General features: G+C 55.8%; 19 protein-coding genes. 2 read left to right on the top strand and 17 right to left on the bottom strand.

The window, feature by feature from the left end; translation table 11 throughout:
* Positions 1-162: 162 nt before the first annotated feature.
* The 7 genes from folA to pdhA form a co-directional block, all read right to left on the bottom strand.
* Positions 163-660, bottom strand: coding sequence for a type 3 dihydrofolate reductase (folA, locus tag GT003_RS03730; RefSeq protein ID WP_161694580.1), 498 nt, complete (start codon positions 658-660; stop codon positions 163-165).
* Between the two features lie 42 nt (positions 661-702).
* Positions 703-1,665, bottom strand: a complete 963-nt coding sequence (locus GT003_RS03725; RefSeq protein WP_161694577.1) for a thymidylate synthase — start codon at positions 1,663-1,665, stop codon at positions 703-705.
* Between the two features lie 41 nt (positions 1,666-1,706).
* Positions 1,707-2,195: an acyl-CoA thioesterase gene (locus GT003_RS03720; RefSeq protein WP_161694575.1), complete on the bottom strand. Its 489-nt coding sequence runs from the start codon at positions 2,193-2,195 to the stop codon at positions 1,707-1,709.
* 130 nt (positions 2,196-2,325) lie between these two features.
* Positions 2,326-3,741, bottom strand: coding sequence for a dihydrolipoyl dehydrogenase (gene lpdA / locus GT003_RS03715; RefSeq protein WP_161694573.1), 1,416 nt, complete (start codon positions 3,739-3,741; stop codon positions 2,326-2,328).
* Between the two features lie 4 nt (positions 3,742-3,745).
* Complete coding sequence (locus GT003_RS03710) at positions 3,746-5,077, bottom strand: 2-oxo acid dehydrogenase subunit E2 (protein WP_161694571.1); 1,332 nt, start codon at positions 5,075-5,077, stop codon at positions 3,746-3,748.
* Positions 5,078-5,134: 57 nt separating this feature from the next.
* A complete protein-coding gene (locus GT003_RS03705; protein WP_161694568.1) occupies positions 5,135-6,112 on the bottom strand; it encodes an alpha-ketoacid dehydrogenase subunit beta in 978 nt (325 codons plus the stop codon).
* Positions 6,113-6,153: 41 nt separating this feature from the next.
* On the bottom strand, positions 6,154-7,221 hold the full coding sequence (gene pdhA / locus GT003_RS03700; RefSeq protein ID WP_161694565.1) for a pyruvate dehydrogenase (acetyl-transferring) E1 component subunit alpha: 1,068 nt from the start codon (positions 7,219-7,221) through the stop codon (positions 6,154-6,156).
* A gap of 281 nt (positions 7,222-7,502) precedes the next feature.
* Between pdhA and GT003_RS03695 the strand changes: the two genes are divergently transcribed.
* On the top strand, positions 7,503-8,243 hold the full coding sequence (locus tag GT003_RS03695; protein ID WP_161694563.1) for an alpha/beta hydrolase: 741 nt from the start codon (positions 7,503-7,505) through the stop codon (positions 8,241-8,243).
* Positions 8,244-8,341: 98 nt separating this feature from the next.
* Here the strand turns inward: GT003_RS03695 and GT003_RS03690 are convergent, their stop codons facing one another.
* Together GT003_RS03690 and GT003_RS03685 are read right to left on the bottom strand one after the other, a co-directional pair.
* Positions 8,342-8,824, bottom strand: a complete 483-nt coding sequence (locus tag GT003_RS03690; protein WP_161694561.1) for a low molecular weight protein-tyrosine-phosphatase — start codon at positions 8,822-8,824, stop codon at positions 8,342-8,344.
* On the bottom strand, positions 8,821-9,516 hold the full coding sequence (locus GT003_RS03685) for a trimeric intracellular cation channel family protein (protein ID WP_161695286.1): 696 nt from the start codon (positions 9,514-9,516) through the stop codon (positions 8,821-8,823). Before GT003_RS03685 ends, GT003_RS03690 begins: the two co-directional genes overlap by 4 nt.
* A 227-nt stretch (positions 9,517-9,743) precedes the next feature.
* On the opposite strand from GT003_RS03685, the gene GT003_RS03680 reads away from it, so the two are divergent.
* Complete coding sequence (locus tag GT003_RS03680; RefSeq protein ID WP_161694558.1) at positions 9,744-10,385, top strand: thiamine diphosphokinase; 642 nt, start codon at positions 9,744-9,746, stop codon at positions 10,383-10,385.
* Between the two features lie 78 nt (positions 10,386-10,463).
* Here GT003_RS03680 and GT003_RS03675 read toward each other — a convergent pair whose 3' ends face one another.
* From GT003_RS03675 to GT003_RS03640, 8 genes are all read right to left on the bottom strand, one after another.
* Positions 10,464-12,488: an endonuclease MutS2 gene (locus tag GT003_RS03675; protein WP_161694555.1), complete on the bottom strand. Its 2,025-nt coding sequence runs from the start codon at positions 12,486-12,488 to the stop codon at positions 10,464-10,466.
* A 429-nt stretch (positions 12,489-12,917) separates the two neighbouring features.
* Positions 12,918-13,691, bottom strand: a complete 774-nt coding sequence (locus GT003_RS03670; protein WP_161694553.1) for an MBL fold metallo-hydrolase — start codon at positions 13,689-13,691, stop codon at positions 12,918-12,920.
* 50 nt (positions 13,692-13,741) lie between these two features.
* Entirely contained in the window at positions 13,742-14,410 is a 669-nt protein-coding gene (locus GT003_RS03665) for a GNAT family N-acetyltransferase (protein ID WP_161694550.1), read from the bottom strand.
* Positions 14,411-14,456: 46 nt separating this feature from the next.
* A complete protein-coding gene (locus GT003_RS03660; protein WP_161694548.1) occupies positions 14,457-15,122 on the bottom strand; it encodes a GNAT family N-acetyltransferase in 666 nt (221 codons plus the stop codon).
* Between the two features lie 37 nt (positions 15,123-15,159).
* Complete coding sequence (locus tag GT003_RS03655) at positions 15,160-16,023, bottom strand: carbon-nitrogen hydrolase family protein (RefSeq protein WP_161694545.1); 864 nt, start codon at positions 16,021-16,023, stop codon at positions 15,160-15,162.
* Positions 16,024-16,047: 24 nt separating this feature from the next.
* Positions 16,048-17,406, bottom strand: coding sequence for a HAMP domain-containing sensor histidine kinase (locus tag GT003_RS03650; protein WP_161694543.1), 1,359 nt, complete (start codon positions 17,404-17,406; stop codon positions 16,048-16,050).
* On the bottom strand, positions 17,403-18,101 hold the full coding sequence (locus tag GT003_RS03645) for a response regulator transcription factor (protein ID WP_161694541.1): 699 nt from the start codon (positions 18,099-18,101) through the stop codon (positions 17,403-17,405). The genes GT003_RS03650 and GT003_RS03645 overlap by 4 nt, the downstream gene beginning before the upstream one ends.
* Before the next feature lie 196 nt (positions 18,102-18,297).
* A complete protein-coding gene (locus GT003_RS03640) occupies positions 18,298-19,986 on the bottom strand; it encodes a serine/threonine-protein kinase (RefSeq protein WP_161694538.1) in 1,689 nt (562 codons plus the stop codon).
* Positions 19,987-20,041 lie beyond the last annotated feature (55 nt).

Here is a 20,041-nt window from a genome sequence, read left to right as displayed (position 1 = left end):
ATCTCTCTAAAACTATATCGAGAATACCATGATTATTCAATATCAAACTTTCCCATAACTATTTACAATATAGTAGCAATAAGGTCATCTTCGTTAAATGGATTTTCCGTACAATCATTTGCACTTTGTGACATGATATTCGTCTTTTGCCCTAAATGCGAATCAGCTCTGCGGCTTTATGCGGACGTAAGTAAGGATCGTAAAATCATATGCATTTTTCTCGTCTTTCGCATGGAATTCTCGGCGCTCGACATGCCACTGCTCGTTATCGAACATCGGGAATGCTGCGTCGCCTTCGACCTTCGCATCCACTTCGGTCAGCAGGAGCTTGTCCGCCAGCGGGAGAAACTGTGCGTAGATCTCAGCTCCGCCGATAATCATCAGCTCGTCTTCCCCGCCCAAGGCAGCGATCGCCTCGTCGACGGAATGCACCGTCTCGGCGCCTTCGGGCTTATACTCGGCGCTGCGCGTCAACACGACGTTCCGCCTGTTCTTCAGCGGACCGCCGAACGACTCAAACGTTTTCCTGCCCATGAGGACCGTCTTGCCCGTCGTGGAGCGCCGAAAATGCGCCATCTCGGCCGGCAGATGCCAGGGCATTCCGTTATCGATGCCGATGATGCGGTCCTGAGCCATCGCGGCGATCAGCGTAATTTTCATATCCGTGTCACGCTCCCTTTCATCAGTTAGGCGCTTGGATGCTCATACCGCCACTGGCGCTTTAATCGAAGGATGCGGCGCATAGCCTTCCAAGCCGATATCTCCGACCTCGAAATCGAACACGGATGCAACGTCCGGATTCAGCTTCAGCTTCGGCAAGTCTTTCTGCTCGCGGCTCAGCTGCAGATCGATTTGCTCCAGATGGTTCAAATAAATATGCGCATCCCCGATCGTATGCACGAAATCTCCGACCTCGAGACGGCATTCCTGCGCGATCATATGGGTAAGCAGCGCATAACTGGCGATATTGAACGGAATGCCGAGGAAGATATCTCCGCTGCGCTGATAAAGCTGGCAGGACAGCTTATTGTCCGCCACGTAGAATTGGAACAGCGTATGGCACGGCGGCAGCGCGGACCGCTGCGGCGTTGCGTCTTCCGGCGACCACGCCGTCACGATCAATCGCCTGGAATCCGGATTCTTCTTGATCTCCGCGATGACGTTTTTCAGTTGGTCGATCGTCTCCCCTTGCGACGTTTCCCACCTGCGCCATTGCTTCCCGTACACGTTGCCGAGATCGCCGTATTCGGCGGCAAACCGTTCGTCGTTCAGAATACGATCGACGAAGCGCTCCTCCTGTTCCTGGTATTGCGCGTTGAAAGCTTCGTCTTGCTGTGAACGCAGTCCGAAATTCGTCATGTCGGGACCGTCATAGGCATCGCTTTCTACCCATTTCTTAAACGCCCACTCGTTCCAAATGTTGTTCTTGTGCTGCAGCAGGTAGCGAATGTTCGTGTCGCCTTTCATGAACCACAGCAGTTCGCTCGCGATCAGTTTCATCGGCACCCGTTTGGTCGTCAAGAGCGGAAATCCCGCCTGCAGGTCAAAGCGCATCTGGTAACCGAAAACCGACAATGTTCCCGTTCCGGTCCGGTCTTCCTTCTTCGAGCCGTTAGCCAAAACATGCCGAAGCAAATTCAAATATTGCTCTTCGTTCGTGCTCAATTTGTTTCACTCCTGCCAGCCGCATAGTAACTCTTAGTTTATCACTTCTTGTCGATTCTGTCCTGCTTTCGCTGCATGCGAAGTTCATAACGGGCAGGTGCCGAGCTGTGCAGCGCTTCTTCTTCCGGCGTTTGGGGAATGATGGGCGCGACCGGCCTCGGTTTGTTGTTCTCGTCCAGCGCGACGAAGGAGAAGAAGGCGGTTACCGCCGTCCTCCGTTCCCCCGTGTAGACATTCTCCGTCTCTACTTTCACATAGATTTCCATGGAGCTTCGGTGCGTCCATGTCACGAATGCTTCCACGTCGATCATATCGCCGACCCGAATCGGAGCTACGAAATCCAGGCTGTCCGTCGATGCCGTCACCACGGGACCGCGCGCGTGCCGCATGCTCGTTATCGCCGCGATCTTATCCATGTATTCCATGACCTTGCCGCCGAACATCGTGCCGTGATAATTCGTATCCGACGGAAAGATAAGCTGCATCATGGAAGAACGGGACTCGTGGGTTGATTTGCCGTTCTCGGACATTGCCGTTCACCTCCTGCGTTATGTATGCCTATGAGAAAAGCTTGAGCGATGTAAAAAGAGGCCCGCCTGCAGAACTGCTGCGGCGTGACCTCTCGCTCGTATTTATAATATCCTATTCATTTCTGCAAAATTATTTCGCGATGGCATGGATCGGGTGGCCAAGCGCCATCTCGACCGCATCCAGAACGATCTCGCCGAGCGTCGGATGAGCATGGATCGTCAGCGCGATATCTTCGAGCGTCGCGCCCATCTCGATGGCAAGACCCAGCTCCGCGATCATGTTGGACGCTTCGATACCGGCGATTTGCGCGCCGAGCACCAGACCGTTGTCTGCGTCTGCGACGATCTTAACGAAGCCTTCTTTTACGCCAAGCGACAACGCGCGTCCATTGATGTTGAACGGGAATTTGCCCACTTTAACGTTGTGGCCCTTTTCTTTCGCTTCCTTCTCGCTGTAACCCACGCTGGAGCATTCAGGATCGGAGAAGACGACGAGCGGAATGCATTTGTAGTCGATCGTGCTAGGTTGACCGGCAATAACTTCAGCCGCGACGCGGCCTTCGTACATCGCTTTGTGCGCGAGCGCAGGTCCCGCGATGATGTCGCCGATCGCATAGATATGCGGAATGCTCGTACGGCATTGCTCGTCGACTTCGATCAGACCGCGGTCCGATACCTTCATGTTGATCAGGTCAAGGCCAAGCTCGCCGTCCGTATTCGGACGACGTCCTACCGTAACGAGCAGGTAGTCGGCAGTCACTTGCTTGTCTTCGCCGCCAACGGTATACGTGACCGTGACGTCTTTGTCCGTTTGCTCCGCGCTCTTCGCTTGGGCACCGGTTACGATTTCGGCTTTCGCCGCTTTCAGCTTCTTCGCCACGAGCGAGGACATGTCGGAATCGAAGCCCGGCAGAATGCTGTCGGAGCCTTCGATAATCGTCACTTGCGTGCCGAATTTCGAATACATTTGACCAAGCTCGATACCGATGTATCCGCCGCCGATAACGACGAGGCTCTTCGGAATTTCAGGCAGCGACAACGCGCCCGTGGAAGAAACGATGCGTCCGCCGTAAGGGAATGCCTTCAATTCGATCGGACGGGAACCCGTAGCGATGATGCAATTCTTGAAGCGGTAACGAGGCGCTTCTTGGTCATTGAAGACCCGCGCTTCGTTCTCGTTGATGAACATGACTTCGCCGGCGAAATATTGGATCTTGTTCGCTTTCAGAAGCGAAGCTACCCCGCCCGTCAATTTCTTGACGACGCCGTTCTTGAACTCCTGTACCTTGCTCCATTCCACCTTCACGTCGGAAGCCGTGATACCGAATTCCGACGCATGGCTGATGGATTCATATTGATGAGATGCGGAGATGAGCGCTTTGGACGGGATACAACCCACGTTCAAGCACACGCCGCCTACGTATTGTTTATCCACGACGAGTACGTTTTGACCAAGCTGCGCTGCGCGAATAGCTGCAACGTAACCCCCCGGTCCCGCACCGATGACTAGCAAATCAATATCGAGTGAAGCGTCGCCTACGACCATAGTTTTAGACCTCCATTACAAGTAATTGCGGATCAGCAAGCAGCTGTTTGATGTAGTTCATGAAGTTTTGAGCTGTCGCGCCGTCAATCAGACGGTGGTCAAAGCTTAGGGACAGGGCCATGACATGGCCTGCAACGATCTCGCCGTTCTTGACGACCGGCTTTTCGGAGATCCGGCCCGTGCCGAGAATTGCGACTTCAGGGAAGTTGATGACCGGCGTGAAGAACATGCCGCCTGCGGAACCGATGTTCGTGATGCTGATGGTGCTGCCTCTCATCTCTTGCGCGCTCAGCTTGCCGTCGCGTGCTTTGACTGCGAGGTCGCGAATAGCGTCAGCGACCATCCACACGTTCTTGCGGTCCGCGTCCGGAATAACCGGAACGACCAAGCCGTTGTCCGTATCCGTGGCGATGCCGATATTGTAGTACTTCTTGTAGACGATTTCTTGCTTCTCTTCGTCGAGCATCGCGTTCATGATCGGGAACTGGCGGCAAGCCGCTACGAGTGCTTTCACGATAAACGGCAGATAAGTCAGCTTGACGCCTTTCTTCTCGGCCAACGGCTTCGCTTTGGTACGAAGCTCGACGAGCGCCGTAACGTCCACTTCGTCCATGATCGTAACATGAGGCGCCGTGTAAACGGATTTAACCATCGCGTTAGCGATCGCTTTTCGAATGCCCTTGAACGGCACGCGCTCTTCCGCGCGGTCGCCGACGGGTGCCGCTGCCGCTGAAGGAGCAGCTTTGGCTTCGCTAGCCGCCGTTTCCGGCGCTTGGCCGGCAGATGCGCCGGCTGCAGCCGCGCCGCCGCCCGATGCGAATGCCGAAATGTCTTCTCGCGTAATGCGTCCGTTCTTGCCGGAGCCCGTTACGGTCGCAATGTCGACGCCTTGCTCGCGAGAGAACTTGCGAACGCTAGGCGTAGCCAGCACAAGTCCGCCTGCCGGCTTCGAAGCCGGTGCAGGCGCTGCCGCCGGTGCCGCTTCTGCTTTAGGAGCTTCGGCCTTAGGGGCTTCAACGACTTTCGGAGCTTCGGCAGCCGGTGCCGGCGCACTGTGACCGCCGCCTGCCGGCGCTGCCTGCTCAGGCACTTCGCCTTCGGCATCGATGACTGCGACGATATCGCCCACGTGGCAAACCTGTCCGTCTTTCACAAGCACTTCGAGCACTTTGCCGTTCACAGGACAAGGAACCTCGACGATCGCCTTGTCGTTCTGCACTTCCATGATGATATCTTCATCCGTTACCGTATCGCCGGGCTTGATATGCATTTTAACGATTTCGCCTTCATGCAAGCCTTCGCCCAGCTCCGGGAAACGATACTCAAACTTTGCCACGTCCCGTGACCTCCTTCCAGGTCTCACGACCTGCCCTATTGTCGTCCAGCGATGCAATTAAAAGTTAATGACTTGGTTAGCGGCCTTCACGATGCGGTCCACGTTCGGAAGCCAGCTGTCTTCGATTTGAGCGTAAGGGTAAACCGTATCCGGGCCCGTAACGCGAAGTACCGGCGCTTCCAGGTGAAGGATGGCATACTCGTTGATTTGCGCGATGATCTCGGCAGCGGCACCGGACGTTTTCTGCGCTTCTTGAACGACGATCGCGCGGTTCGTCTTCTGAATGGACGCGACGATCGTCTCGATGTCGAGCGGAAGAAGCGTGCGCAAATCGATGACTTCGGCTTTAACACCGTTCTTCTCGAGCTCTTCGGCCGCCTTCATCGCCGTGTGAACCATCAAGCCGTATGCGATGATCGTGACGTCGGCGCCTTCGCGAACGATGTTTGCTTTTCCGATTTCAACGGTGTAGGCCTCTTCGGGCACGTCTTGGCGGAAAGCGTGGTACAGGTTCAAGTGTTCCATGAAGAACACCGGATCGTTATCGCGGATCGCAGATACCAGAAGGCCTTTGGCATCATACGGATTCGAAGGCACGATGACCTTGATGCCCGGCGTTTGGATCGCCAAGCCTTCAAGGGAGTCCGTATGCAGCTCGGCTGCTTTGACGCCGCCTCCGAAAGGCGTACGGAATACGATCGGCGAGTTGTAGCGGCCGCCGGAACGGTAACGCATGCGCGCGGCTTGTACGAACATTTGGTCGAGTGCTTCATAGATAAAACCGACGAATTGGATTTCCGCTACCGGACGGAAGCCTTGAAGGCCCATGCCGACGGCCATGCCCGCAATCGCGGATTCCGCGAGCGGCGTATCAAATACGCGCTCTTCGCCGAATTCGCCCTGCAGTCCTTCCGTTGCGCGGAATACACCGCCGACTTTACCGACGTCTTCTCCGAAGACGATTACGTTCGGATCGTTTTTAAGCTCCACGCGCATTGCATCGCGGATCGCTTCTTTCATATTCATTTGAGCCATTGTCGCGAGTTCCTCCTTAGCTTGCATCTATATGCATCCCATTATTGAAAATCGGCTTTTTGCGCTTCCAAATAAGCTGGCGTCGTCTCGAACATGGAGTCGATCAAACCGCTGACCGTCATTTTGTCCGTCGCTTCCGCTTTTTTGATATGTTCGTTAACCGTTGCTTTCGCTTCCTCTTTCACGCGGGCCGTGTCTTCGTCCGTCCACAGGCCTTTCTTCTCGAGGAACTTGGCGAAGCGCGTGATCGGATCTTTCACGGACCATTCGCCCTCTTCGTCCTTCGTACGGTATTTCGACGTGTCATCCGCCATGGAGTGCGGACGGAAACGGTACGTGATCATCTCGATCAAAGTGGCGCCTTCGCCATTGCGGCCGCGTTCAGCTGCTTCGGATACCGCTTTGATGACAGCCAGTACGTCCATGCCGTCGACTTGTACGCCGCGCACGCCCGCAGCCAGCGCTTTATGCGCAATGGATTGCGCGGCCGTTTGCTTGGCGAACGGCGTCGTAATCGCATAGCCGTTGTTTTGCACGACATAGATGACAGGGAGTTTGAATGCGCCCGCGAAGTTCAAGCCTTCGTAGAAATCGCCTTCGGAGGAACCGCCGTCTCCCGTATACGTAATCGCGACGCGTTTCTCGCCTTTTTTCTTAAAGGCCATCGCTACGCCGGTCGCGTGCAGGATTTGAGCGCCGATAATGATTTGCGGCATGAGAACGTGAACGCCTTCCGGGATTTGTCCGCCGTGCTGGTGACCGCGGGAATAAAGGAATGCTTGGTACAAAGGCAGCCCGTGCCAAACGATTTGCGGCATGTCGCGGTAACCCGGGCATACGAAATCGTCCTTGTTCAAGGCGTATTCGCTGCCGACCATCGAAGCTTCCTGGCCGGATACCGGCGCATAGAAACCAAGGCGGCCTTGGCGGCCCAAATTTACTGCGCGCTCATCCCATGTGCGCGTAAAGACCATGCGGTACATAATTTCTTTTAATTGATCGTCCGTCAAATTCGGCATGTAAGCCTCATTTACGACTTCTCCTTCAGGAGACAAAACGGAAAGCGGGGTTACCGGTTCCGAATGAACTTCGTAAGGCAGCTTGCTCATTATTGTTCACCTCAGTTGAATATTTGAAAAAACGAGTAGCTCTGTTATAGAATGATTATAAACCTGTTTAACCGTAATGGTCAAAGCATAATGCATCAAAAACCGCTGAACTCGGCAATCTTTTCTCTATAATCCTGCTAAATTGTATATGTAACAGATATTATCCATTACTAGTACAGCATAATACAACAGCACGGAAAACCCGCGGCCATGCCGAACTAGCCTCCCTTTTGTTTACCCAATCCATTCCTAATCCATGCAAGTGAAAGGAGATTTCCCTCATGACGGATGAACGCTATTTGAAAAGGACGATCGTGAAAGAAGTCGTATCGAGCCGATATTTGCCGGAAGGCTCGCGAAACCTGCGCGTTTATTTGCCGCCGGGTTACAACGAGCTGCTAAGCTATCCTGTCGTTTACTGCCAGGACGGCGAGCAGTTTTTCAACTTCGGCCGTATTGCCACGACTGCGAACCAACTTATACTGGACGAGGGCATCGAGCCCTTCATCATCGTCGGCGTCGATGTCGATCTTCAGCATCGCACGAGCGAATATGCGCCTAACGGCGACCGGCATCAGGCGTATGTATCCTTCTTCGGCGAAGAACTGATACCGTTTATTGAAGATAAGTATCCGATTCGCCGCGAATCGGAATCGCGGATTCTGGCCGGCGACTCGCTCGGAGGCTCCGTCAGCTTCCTTATCGCCTTGGCTTTCCCCAATTTATTCCATCAAATTATTTCCTTGTCGGGGGCCTATTATCCCGCAACCCGCAAAATCGCCGAAGAAACAGGCGATTTGAGCGCGCTGGTTCTCTATATGATCGTCGGTCTCCAGGAGACGGCGTTTAAATCCGACCACGGCGTCTACGATTTCGTCGAGATGAACCGGGACATGCGCGCCATTCTGGAACGCAAAGGCGCGTCGACGATCTATGGCGAGCATGACGGCGACCATGTCTGGGGCTTCTGGCAGCCGTACATTCCCGAAGCGCTGCGCAGCTTTCTGCAGTCGGAGAGCTGAGCGAGAGCAAACGATTAATCGGAATCAAATCATACGAAAAAAGCAGCGCAGCCTCCCGCGGGAAGCACGCTGCTTTTTCTTTCTTTGGCATGGAGCCGTTAGAATTGGTCGGGATGCTCTTCCCGGATTCGGTCCAGCAGCCTGTCGCAGCCTTCGGAGACGAGTCCATATACCTCTTCGAAGTTACCGGTGTAATACGGATCGGGCACGTCGTCGCTCTCGTGCGCCGGCAGCAAATCCATGAACTTGAATACTTTCGCGTTGTTGTCGGCCTTGCTCCCGAACACCTGCCTGACGTCGCGCTCGTTGTTTCTGTCCATGCATACGATATAATCGAATCGGCTAAAATCGTCCAGCAGCACTTGCCGCGCGCGAATGCCTTCATAGGAAATGCCATGATGGTCCAGCAGCGCCCGAGTCCCCTCATGCGGCGGCTTGCACAGATGCCAATCTCCCGTTCCCGCGGAATCCGTCTCGATCCGCTCTTCCAGTCCCAACGCCTTCAAACGATCGCGAAACACCGCTTCCGCCATCGGCGAACGGCATATATTGCCGAGACAAACAAACAATACTCGAATCATTGCCGTTCTCCTTCCTTTAACTCTAATTGCTCGTTCTTCTTCGCAGCCGCGGCCGCCCGGTTCTCATCCTCGAAGACCGATTGCGAAAGCGCGTACTTGAGCGACCTGCGCGGCAGCCGCCAGCCGTAATGGACCGACAGCATGCGGAATAAGATGACGATCGCGAACAAGACCAGCAATTCGACCGGCGTTTTGAACCAGCTGAGTCCGATTGCGGCCCCCGCGCTTAATGCCCACACCGCATAGATCTCGTCGCGCAGCACGAGCGGCTTCCGCCCCGCAAGCACGTCCCTGATCATGCCTCCGCCGATACCCGTCAGCATCGCGGCCACCATGACCGCGCTTAGCGGGTATTTGCCCGTTGCGTACAGCGCGCCTTGAATCGCGAACGCCGACAAGCCGATGGCATCGAAGAACGCCTCGCTCTTCTTCCACGTGTGAATCCATTTCAGCGGAAGCACGAATGCGACGGTCATCGCAATGACTGCCGTCTTCAGCAGCATGCCCTGCGTCCATATCGTCGGAATCGGGACGCCGATCAGCAAGTTGCGTATGACGCCGCCTCCGAAGGCCGTTACGAGTCCAAGCACGTACACGCCCAGAATGTCGTACTCTTCTTCCATCGCGACGATCGCGCCGCTCATTGCGAACGCGATGGTGCCGATAATGCTGAAAACCGTAAAAATGTCCATATCCACCGCAGCATTCATCTCATGTTGCCTCCGCCAGTTCCGCACTATTCTTAAATCCTTACTCATTTTAGCCGTGGCCGACGCATTGATCAAGGGTAAGTTTGCAAGAGACGACCATACGCCCCCTGCGAGACCTGCATGGTTAAGATGTATGGTCAACCGCGCCTATCGGAAGTATACTGGCTAAAGCAATCATCGTACAGATCGGAAAGGCGGCATCGACAGCCATGAAAGATAGACGCATCATAATCGTGACCGGCGGAAGATTGGGGGAATGGGCCATTCCTATCATCGGACCGGACGACTATATTATCGGCGCGGACGCCGGCGCGTTATTTCTCGTGCGGCACGGCATCCGGCCTGATATCGCGCTCGGCGACTTCGATTCCGTAACCGCGGAGGAACTGGATCAGATCCGCCGGTTCAGCGGCGAAACGCATGACTACGACCCCATCGATAAGGACTACACGGATACCGAGCTTGCCTGGCGCCTGGCCGTGGACAAGAACCCGCGGGAGATCGTCATGGTCGGCGCACTCGGAACGCGGTTCGACCATACGCTGGCAAACGTGCATCTGCTCCGCCTTGCCGCGCGCGCGAATGTTCCTGCTTGCCTGATGGACGAGCACAACCGCATTCGCCTCGTAACCAGGAAGCTGCGGATAGCGGATCACGGTTTCTCCTACATCTCGCTGCTCCCGCTCTCGGAGACGGTGACCGGCATTACGCTGTCCGGCTTCCAATACCCGCTTCATGAAGCGACGATCGAGATCGGTCAATCCATCGGCATCAGCAATCGTCTGCAAGAGCATGAGGGGCTGATCGAAATCGACGGCGGTTTGCTGCTCGTCATTGAAAGCCGGGACTGAAGCAGCGCCAATGGACTGCAGCCCGACCATAATTCCTGCATCAGATCCTAGTCTTAGCCACTGCCAGCAGGAGCAGCTTTAACTGTCCTTCTCCTCCGCCGGCGTAACGATCGTTACGCCGGGGGCGTATTTCCTCCCCATCAGCTTGCGTTTCTTCCTGTTCTCTTTCGACTCGAACACGATATCCAGATCGTAATCGCCTCCCGGATACAACTCGGCGCTCGGGATATAGAGCGACAGCCGCTTTCGGTTGAAGCTCATCTTGGTCTTCTGCACCTGCACGATAATGTCTCCTCGTTCGTCTGCTGCACGGTATACGATGCCCGTTCGCTTGAGCGGATAAATCCACACGCAATCCCCGATTTCGAACGGACGTTTCTTGTTCCCCACGACCGCTGCCTCTGGCTGCTCGGACTCTTCCCCGCTACTTTGATCGTTTATCGAGGTAGAATTGCCGCTTTTCGAAGGACGCTGTCTCTTCTTCCGCTCCGTCATCGCGGATGGCTTCCCGGATTCTCCGGAATGAGCGGCGCCTATGCCAGTTTCGGCTTCGGCTTCGATTTCGGATCGTTTCGGCCCCTCCTGCCCGACACGCTGCTCCGCTCGCTGCACGACGCGTTCAGGCAGCCCGAAGCGCCTGGCAATCGCGAATGCGTAACTGTCGCCGGCTTCGCCGACTTCCAGCGTATAGGTCGGCTTCAGCGTCTCGGGATCGAAAGCCATCCGTGCATTCGTGCAGGCAGCCGTCGCGGCCGCAAAACGTTTAATCTCGTTAAAATGCGTGGTCGCCGCAACCAAGGACCCGCGCTCGAGCAGTTCCTCTAGCACCGCGATCGACAAGGCGATGCCTTCGCCGGGATCCGTCCCCGCCGCCAGCTCGTCGAGCAGCAGCAACGACCGTCCATTCGCCGAACGAAGCATGCCGCTCAAGCAATCCATATGCGCGGAGAAGGTGCTGAGCGACTGCTCGATGCTCTGTCCGTCGCCGACGTCAGCCAGAATGGTCTCGAACATGCCAAGCTCCGTTCCTTTGCCTGCGGGCAGCAGCAGACCCGATTGGCACATGAGGGCGAAGAGACCGATCGTCTTGAGCGCGACGGTTTTGCCGCCCGTGTTCGGACCCGTGATGATCAATTGGCGCCAGTGGGCACCGATCTCGACCGTAAGCGGCACGGCCTTCTCCCCGAGCAGCGGATGCCTAGCTTCGGTCAACCGGACATACGGCCGATCCACGACAGCCGGCGCTATGCCGTTGTACGTTCGGGCGAGCTTGCCCCGGGCGAAAATAAAATCAAACGTCGCCATCGCTTCCACGTTCCAGCGGAACTCCTCGCCATGCGTCTCGGCAAAGTCCGACAGGCGCGACAAGATTTGCGTGCGCTCGCGTTCTTCCTCGCTCTTCCACAGCTGCAGCTCCCCTTGCAAATCGGATACGTCGGCCGGCTCGACGAACAAGGTTTGACCGCTGGCCGATTCATCCCATACGGTGCCGGGCACCTGCCTGCGCAGTTCGCGCTTGACGGGGATGACGAAACGGCCGTTCCGTTTGCTGACCAGCTGCTCTTGAAGCGCGTTCTTGTATTTGCTTAGCAGCTGGTTGATTCGGCGCTCGATCCGATCCTCGGCAGCCGCGATATGGCGCCTGATGTCGGCAAGCTCCGGACTGGCTTGGTCGGTTATTCGGCCATGCCGAATGCAGCGCGCGAGCTCCTTCGCCAATTCCGGGCAATCCCGCATCGAGTCTGCATACGCGCTGACTGTCGGGGCCGCCGTTCGCTTGCCGTCCATATAACGCTTCATTTGCGCCACGGCAGTCAGCCAGGCGGCCAGATGGCCAAGTTCCTGCTCAGTGTAGATCTTTCCTTTCCCGAGCAGCGCCATGAACGGCTCGATCCCCTCCATGGCGGAGAGGGGCACGCTCGCGCCTGCCGCCAAGAGAGCAGCCGCCTCCTCCGTTTCGTTCAGCCATGCCTTCACTTGACCGAGCCGAGTACTCGGCTCCAGACGTTCAGCAAGCGCCTTGCCCGCGTCGGATACGGTGTATTCCACGAGCATGGCTTTGATTTTATAAAATTCCAGCGTCGTTAAGGTCCTTTGATTCATTTTCGGCAACCATCCTTTTCGAAGTAAAATAAAAAAACAGGAACGGAAAGCGCATAAACGCATTCCATTCCTGTTTGGGATGACGGTCACGCCAAGACGGACTCCCCCTTCGCGGGCGAACCATCGATAGCATGAAAAAAAGCGTGCTCGAAGAGCACGCTCATTTACCGTCCAGCAGGCGGAAATGGGTCATGTTCTTAACTCATTGGCAACGGAATCCGAATTCGCCGATAACAAGATAAACCTGCGCCATCTGGGCAAGCCGACTTGCGTCAAGCGGATTCAGTTCCGTTCCTGGAAGCACTTCAGGCTCCAGGTGATATCCAATTAGAAGTTAAGAACACCGACACGCATCAAAATTTCCCCTTGCTGCATAAAGTTACATTTATCATAGCCGCTGGCCCCCGGAAAAGTCAAGGGGACAGCCGCCTACACCGAAATCGTTAATCCGGTGCGCGCAAAGGCCGTTCCCGCGGGCAGACCATAATCGCGGGCAACATCGATATCGTGCGACATATGGGTGAACCATGTTTTGCCCGGCTTCAATTGATCGATCAACCGCAAGCCTTCCCGTACATCGTAGACGGAACGGGTCTCGAACGGATAAGGCTCCTCATAGAAGCTCGTTCCCAGGATCAGCACGTCCAGACCGCCCAGCGGCTCAAGCTCCTCGCCCTCCAAGGCGATCGAGTCGGAACAATACGCGAAGCTGCGGCCCGTCGAAGCGTTAGAGAACCGGTACGCGTAAGCATGTCCGTTCTTGCCGTGATTCACCTTCCAGCATCGAACATCCCAATCCCCGAACGTAAGCGGCTCCTGGATCGGAATAAATACGATCTGAGAACCGAGCCAAGGAAACCGCGCCAATATCTCGTGAATCGTGTCCGGCATCGCGTAAGCCTTGCCTTTGCGTCCAAGCCATCTGCACATATCCGCATATTCCGGAAGCCCGGCGATATGATCGAAATGCGCATGCGTGATGAGCAGGGTCACGTTATCCCGCAGGCCGGCCGCCTCCATCCCGGCGCGCCAATCCGGACCGCAATCGATCAGCAGCGTGCCGAACGATGCATCATCGAGCTGGATAAGCGAACGAAACCGCCGATTCTCCCCTCCGGCCCTCGCCTCCTCGCAGACGGCGCACGAGCAATACACGCGCGGCACGCCCATCGCATCGCCGGTTCCCCAAAAGGTAATATTCATTTACTGCCGTCTCCTTTCAGCTCCTGACGAACTGATTATGTCAATCCACTTTACAGCGGCAGAAGCGTAAGCTTGTCTTGGCCTTTCAGCTGCTCCATCATGGCGTACCACTCATCCGGCTTGTTCGGAAGCGCCGAGTAATAGTGCGCGAGAAAAGCGGTGACGAGCGATGCGTCCAGCTCCGTACGGTCTTCATCCGCCGGCAAGAAGCTTAAGTTAAGTCCGCGGACAGCCGAGCCATCCTCTTCCCATGACGGGTGTACATACGGGAAATCCAGACGCATATAACCGATATGGGACAGCACCTCACGGCGGACGTAAGGACTCATCGGATAGATGCCGCCGAATTCATAGGTGGATTGAACGGGATCGTAAATTTCGGCGAACATGCCGATCGACTCCGTTCCGCTTTGCTCTGCCAGCCGCTGCAAATCGCGCGACCGATTGCGCAAGAGAAAACGGCCGATTCCGAGACCGGGACGGCCAATGATCGTAAAGTCCGTCATCGCGACTCGCAGCGCGGGGTAATAACGGTATTCCGTCGTACCGACGACTTCTCCTTCATGAACGGCGACATAGACATGAATGCCCTCGTCCTCAAGCGGCGCCTGCCACTTCTCGAATGCCAGTACTTCCTCAGGCGGAAAGACGGTTTTCATCAACTCGTGCATCTTCGCGAACAACGGATGGTCAATGGATTGAATGCGTACGTAGTCCAAGTTTCTCGCTCCTCTGATTAGCTGCTTCATTCATTCATTTTTTCATTCACGATTCATGAAAAGGGTTCTTCCACTCCATAAGAGCGGCATAATTGCGGGACTCCTCGTCCTCCAAATAATCGGCTGCCGTTCCGACCGGCATGCGGCCGCAGCGCAGCAGGAAGGAGATGACCGGATCATTGAAGCGACCTGAGACTACGCCGGACAAGTACTCATCTGGCGAAATGGTATCCGCGCAGCGATGGTACCCCGGCATCCTTCCTCCGCCCAGCAGCCGCTTCAATCGTAGATGCACGACCGTCTCGTACATGCTCTGCATGAGCCATTTGCCGATTCCCGCTTTGCGCATATCCGGAACGACGCAAATGTCGACGATGTACAGCGTGTCGCCGTGCGGCGCGTGATTGCGAATATAACCTCCGTCCGTGATCGACTCCCAGCTGTGAGCTCCGTGGAGCTGTTCATCGTCAACCTTGAGCCCGGTAATCGAGCCGATCAGCCGTCCGTCCAGTTCGGCGCACAACGCACCGTCGGGAAATCGCGTCACGTGTTCCTTCAGCTGCGCTTCGTTCCACCAAAGCTCGGATGGAAACGGAGGCGGGAAGCATTGTCGCTGGATATCGATCATGTTGGCGAAATCGGCATGCGTATAATTTCGAATGACGATTTCGATCGGTTTTCCGTCGAGGTACACCATCATTTGCTTGTTCATGGCGAGGCCTTCCTCCTTGGTTCAATCGCCTAGCCGATCAAGACCAGTCCCCGTACAAATCGATGCGTCGGTCGCGCCATGTCGTCACGGATCCGGCTGCCCGGACGTCATGCAGCAAGCGCACGTCGAGATCCGCAACGACGAGCATGTCGTCGTTGATGACCCCTTCCGTCATGATGCCGGCCGGCGGAAACGGGATGTCGTTCGGCGAAATTACCGCTGCCTGCCCATAATTCGCGCGCATGAAATCGACTTTGCGCAGCGAGCCCACCGTTCCGGTCGTCACGATATACACCTGGTTCTCCACGGCTCTTGCATGGCAGCAGTAACGAACGCGATAGAAGCCATGGCGGTCATCGGTACAGGATGGGCAGAAGATGATATCCGCTCCTTTGGCCCGCGCCATGCGAACGATTTCCGGAAATTCGATATCGTAGCAGGTCAGCATCGCAATCGTTCCGAACGGCGTGTCGAATACCTCCAGGCCATCGCCCGGCGACATATTCCATTCCTCGCGCTCCGTCGGCGTCATATGTAATTTCGGTTGCTTCTCCACGCGGCCGTCCGGATAGAACAGATGCGCGGCGTTATTGAGCTTGCCGTCTTCCAGTGCGATGACATGTGTACCGCCGATAATATGGACGTCGTATTCCGCAGCCAGCGCTTGAAAGAGTTCCACGTAAGCATCCGTAAACGACGGAAGCCGATCAATGGTCAGCGCCGCACCGGCCGCATCCCCGATCGAGAGCAGCTGCGTCGTGAAAAACTCCGGAAATAAAATCACCTGCACCTCGTATTCGGACGCATTCCGAACGTAGTGCCTGACTTGAAACGCAAATTGGTCAAAGCTGTCGATATCTTCCAGTTTATATTGAACCGCGCATACGCGTATTCCGGTCATGGCCCTATCCCCTTGGCTGCTGCTTTATTTTTTTTGCGGAATCGCGATCGATATGGTCGTTCCCTGCTCCGGCTTGCTGAAGACGTCGATTTGGCCTTCGTGCAAATCGACGATCCGCTTGGCGATGGACAGGCCGAGGCCGACGCCGCCGGTGGTGCGGCTTCTCGCGCCGTCCACCCGATAGAAGCGTTCGAACAAATACGGCATTTCGTCCTCGGGTATCCCGATTCCTTTATCGGCCACGGAGAATCGGACGACGTTCTTGTGCATCGACAGACTGATATCAATCGGTTCTTTGCTGTATTTAATGGCATTATCGATCAAAATAACGAGCAGCTGGCGGATCTTTTCCTTGTCCGCGCTAAGCCGGATATCCTGCTTGTTCGTCGTATGAACGCGTATCATCCGTTGGAACGTCATATGGAGCATATCCGCGGTCTCGTCGGCCAGCTGCACGAGATTGAACGTTTCCAGCTTCAGCCAGTCTTCCGTTTCGGCCTGCGCCAGCTGGAGCATCGACTTGGTCAAATTTTGCAGTCGCTGCGATTCTTTGCTGATCGCTTCGATAGCTTCGTCGCGGATGTTGGCATCGTCTCTGCCCCAGCGCTTCAGCATGCCGGCATAACTGCTAATGACCGTAAGAGGCGTCTTGAGCTCATGGGAAGCGTCCGCGACGAACTGCTTCTGCCGCTCGAAGGTCCGGTCCAGCCGTTCGATCATCTGATTGAACGCTCTGGCGAGCTGCAGCAGCTCCGCGGACTGGTCGCGCTGGGCCAGCTCGATCTTGCGCAGCTTCCCGCTCCGGTCGATCTCCCTCATCGTCTGCACCATATGCTGAATCGGCGAGGTAAGCCGAGACGTAAACCAATAGGTACCGAAAATCGCGAACAAAATAGCCCCGATACTCGTAATCGTCAAGGCGATGACCAGGACTTTCAAATAACTGTCCAGCAGCGTAAGCTTCCTGTACATCTCGAGCGTACCGATAATTTCATTGTTATGGAACAAAGGCACCTTCATATAAAGCACGCGCCGTCCCTCGATGAAGAACATGCCGGTATCATGCCGTTTGGAGAAGTCGGGCTTAAGCGCGAGCAGTTCCGGATCGGAGCCCTGCGTGTTCACCGCTTTGCCGCTGCTGTCGATGACGCGCATCAATTCGTTGACGTTATAATAATCCCGAAGCAGATCCGGATTGGCCAGCTGATGGGGATCGTTGATCCGCGGGTCCTCGAGCAATATGTTCACCTTGTTCGTCAACAGCTGATCCTCGCTGCGAATCGTAATCTTGATGACGAACAAATAAACAAAAATATTAAACAAGATCAAAATAAAAATAAGCCAAAAAATCGTGAAAAACGTAAATCGCCGGCGAAGCGTCATGCATCTGGCTCCTTCAGCATGTATCCGACGCCGCGGACGGTATGAATAAGCTTATGGCGATACCCCTTGTCCACCTTCTGCCGCAAATACCGAATATAGACATCCACCAGGTTCGTCTCCCCGATAAAATCGTAGCCCCATACTTCCGACAAAATATCTTCGCGGGATTTCTCTTCGTTCCGGTGCTCCGCCAAATAAACGAGCAGTTCGAATTCCCTTGGGGTAAGCTCGATCGGCAGATCCTTGCGGAACACTTTGCGCGTGCGAAGCTCGATCGAGAGATCGGCGGCTTTCAATACGTCGGGGCTCTCCGGTTCTTTCGGCTGCGCTTGGAAGATACGAAGCAGATTGCGCACGCGCGCGAGCAGCTCCTCCATCGCAAACGGCTTCGTTATATAATCATTCGCGCCATGCTCGAATCCGCTGACTTTGTCCGGGATCGTATCGCGCGCCGTTAATAGAATAATCGGAATCGGATTGCCGGCCTGCCGGATTCGCCGAAGCACTTCGATCCCGTTCAGCTCGGGCAGCATCACGTCAAGCAGCAGCATGTCCCATTCGCCGTTCGTCGCTTGCTCCAGACCGCTCCTGCCGTCCGAAGCGCGGCCGACGAAATAACCTTCATGCTCCAGCTCGAGCTGAAGAATCCGCGCAATGCCGTCTTCGTCTTCGATGACAAGAATGCGTTCGTTCATACTGTCTCTGCACCTACTTTGCTCTAGTCTGTTGCGGGCCGGAGGGCCCGTTCCCATAATCATAAATAAGCATGTCCGTCAATGCAAGCTTAGGACGGGTCCGAACAGTACCCGCAGCAACCGAGACCGACGCCTGAAAGCGCCGCGTTTATGCGCGTACGGACATCATTGTAGCATAGAACCGGCGCATTTGGATTTATCGCGAATCGATGATGCTCTTCAATACGGGCTGCAGCCCGCGCTCCAGCTGCGAAAGCCATCTTGCGTTTGCCGTCGCCCAACGTCCCTTCCATACTGCATCGGCCCATTCTAGCGCAGGCAGCTGCGGAATCGAACAACAAGGTTTGACCGGCATGGAAGCGAGCCATTCGCCGCGGGCAGCGAATTTCCCGTCCTTGTTCGCGATCCAGGAGGTCGGCCGCCCCTCGCGTTCTCGCTCGAAACAGATGCGCTTCGCCGCAGCCAGACGCTGGATCGTCCATTTGGCCGGGAAAGGATCCGCCACGAAGAGCAAGTCGTCGCAGGATGCCAGCTGCCTTTCCATCTCCGGCGCGAGCCAACGGCTCGACACGTCAGTAATGAAGACCGAAGCTTGAAACGCCTGCAGCATGAGCCGATGTTTCAATTGCATGTCTGCGGCCGGCTCGGCTTCGGCGGACACGGACGGATCAAGCGTGCACCATAGAAGTCGTGAGAATGTCGAAGAAAGAATCCGATACCGATTGTCAGCGACCGGACTAGTCCAAGACCGGCGTCTGCCGGTTACGGGGAGCAGCGCATGCCATTCCGGTTCCAGGGAAGGATGTTCGACGCAGGCGGCGACAGGCCCAGCTTCCCGATCCAGGAGGTGAGCCAGCGTCAGAGTCGTAAAGGTAGCGCCCGCTCCCGGCGAAAGCGAGGCTACAATGACGGATCGCGATTTCGACAAGCCTGCCTTGCGCGATACGGATTGCCGCGATTGTACGACGATTCCATCTGCTGATCCTCCTTCGACCGAACAAGCAGACAACGCAAGCCCGGCTTCCTCCATCGTGGCATACCGGCAGGCTGGGACCGGGTCGGTCATTCGTCCGATGACAGCCGTCAGCGCTGCCGATCCGCCAAGCAATCCATGCCCCGCACCTGCTCCGCGCTCATCGTTAGAACCCAACCAACCATTCCATCTATCTTCCCGATACGGTCTATCTTGTCCGTCATTTCTGTTGCCGCCGTGATGTCCTCGTCCCACTTTCCCTCCGCCGGTCAGCAAGTAATGAAGCAGGGCACCTAGTCCGAATACGTCGGTTCGCGCGTCGCTTTGCTGATTACCCTCCTGCTCGGGGGCGGCAAATCCAGGCGTGCCGAGCGTGACCGTATCCTTCGTCTGCCCCGGCTTGAATTCGCGGGCGATGCCAAAGTCGATCAATCGCACGAAGCCCCCGTGGTCGATCATCACGTTCGTCGGCTTCAGATCGCGGTGAATGATAGCGGGCTGCCTCTCGTGCAAGTAGGCGAGCGCCTCTGCCAGCTGCATGCCGATATCGATCGCTTTGGACGCCGGTATGCAGCCATCCTGCTGTTCCAGATAGGTTTGCAGCGTCATCCCGTCAATATAATCCATGACCAGCACTTCATAGCCGCCGTTCTCCGCAGCGGGAAAATAGTCCACGATGAGCGGCAAATGCGGGTGATCCAGCCGCATCAGCATGCCCGCCTCCTCGGCGCTGCGTTGTCCACCAGCTTCAGGCGCCCGGCTGACTTTCAAGGCGCGAATCTTCCCGTGCAGACGCGTATCTTCCGCCGCATATACCTCGCCCATGCCGCCCTTCCCGATCCGTCCGTGAATCCGATAACGATCTCCGATCAAAGTGCCGTTCTCCAATGATGTCCAACCGATGCTTTCCATCGCGCGATGCCTCCCCGTACACGCAAAAAAGCATCCTGAATGAACAGACCGTCGG

The sequence above is a fragment of the Paenibacillus sacheonensis genome, from assembly GCF_009909195.1.
Classification (GTDB): domain Bacteria; phylum Bacillota; class Bacilli; order Paenibacillales; family Paenibacillaceae; genus Paenibacillus_Z; species Paenibacillus_Z sacheonensis.
The sequence above is the reverse complement of the archived record's forward strand: the minus strand, read 5'-3'. Positions and strand labels throughout refer to the sequence as shown.

Excerpts from the sequence above, each read along its gene's own strand:
- folA (WP_161694580.1), bottom strand. The coding sequence starts at position 660 with ATGAAAATTACGCTGATCGCCGCGATGGCTCAGGACCGCATCATCGGC.
- GT003_RS03720 (WP_161694575.1), bottom strand. The coding sequence starts at position 2,195 with ATGTCCGAGAACGGCAAATCAACCCACGAGTCCCGTTCTTCCATGATG.
- lpdA (WP_161694573.1), bottom strand. The coding sequence starts at position 3,741 with ATGGTCGTAGGCGACGCTTCACTCGATATTGATTTGCTAGTCATCGGT.
- GT003_RS03705 (WP_161694568.1), bottom strand. The coding sequence starts at position 6,112 with ATGGCTCAAATGAATATGAAAGAAGCGATCCGCGATGCAATGCGCGTG.
- pdhA (WP_161694565.1), bottom strand. The coding sequence starts at position 7,221 with ATGAGCAAGCTGCCTTACGAAGTTCATTCGGAACCGGTAACCCCGCTT.
- GT003_RS03695 (WP_161694563.1), top strand. The coding sequence starts at position 7,503 with ATGACGGATGAACGCTATTTGAAAAGGACGATCGTGAAAGAAGTCGTA.
- GT003_RS03690 (WP_161694561.1), bottom strand. The coding sequence starts at position 8,824 with ATGATTCGAGTATTGTTTGTTTGTCTCGGCAATATATGCCGTTCGCCG.
- GT003_RS03685 (WP_161695286.1), bottom strand. The coding sequence starts at position 9,516 with ATGGACATTTTTACGGTTTTCAGCATTATCGGCACCATCGCGTTCGCA.
- GT003_RS03680 (WP_161694558.1), top strand. The coding sequence starts at position 9,744 with ATGAAAGATAGACGCATCATAATCGTGACCGGCGGAAGATTGGGGGAA.
- GT003_RS03675 (WP_161694555.1), bottom strand. The coding sequence starts at position 12,488 with ATGAATCAAAGGACCTTAACGACGCTGGAATTTTATAAAATCAAAGCC.
- GT003_RS03670 (WP_161694553.1), bottom strand. The coding sequence starts at position 13,691 with ATGAATATTACCTTTTGGGGAACCGGCGATGCGATGGGCGTGCCGCGC.
- GT003_RS03660 (WP_161694548.1), bottom strand. The coding sequence starts at position 15,122 with ATGAACAAGCAAATGATGGTGTACCTCGACGGAAAACCGATCGAAATC.
- GT003_RS03655 (WP_161694545.1), bottom strand. The coding sequence starts at position 16,023 with ATGACCGGAATACGCGTATGCGCGGTTCAATATAAACTGGAAGATATC.
- GT003_RS03650 (WP_161694543.1), bottom strand. The coding sequence starts at position 17,406 with ATGACGCTTCGCCGGCGATTTACGTTTTTCACGATTTTTTGGCTTATT.
- GT003_RS03645 (WP_161694541.1), bottom strand. The coding sequence starts at position 18,101 with ATGAACGAACGCATTCTTGTCATCGAAGACGAAGACGGCATTGCGCGG.
- GT003_RS03640 (WP_161694538.1), bottom strand. The coding sequence starts at position 19,986 with ATGGAAAGCATCGGTTGGACATCATTGGAGAACGGCACTTTGATCGGA.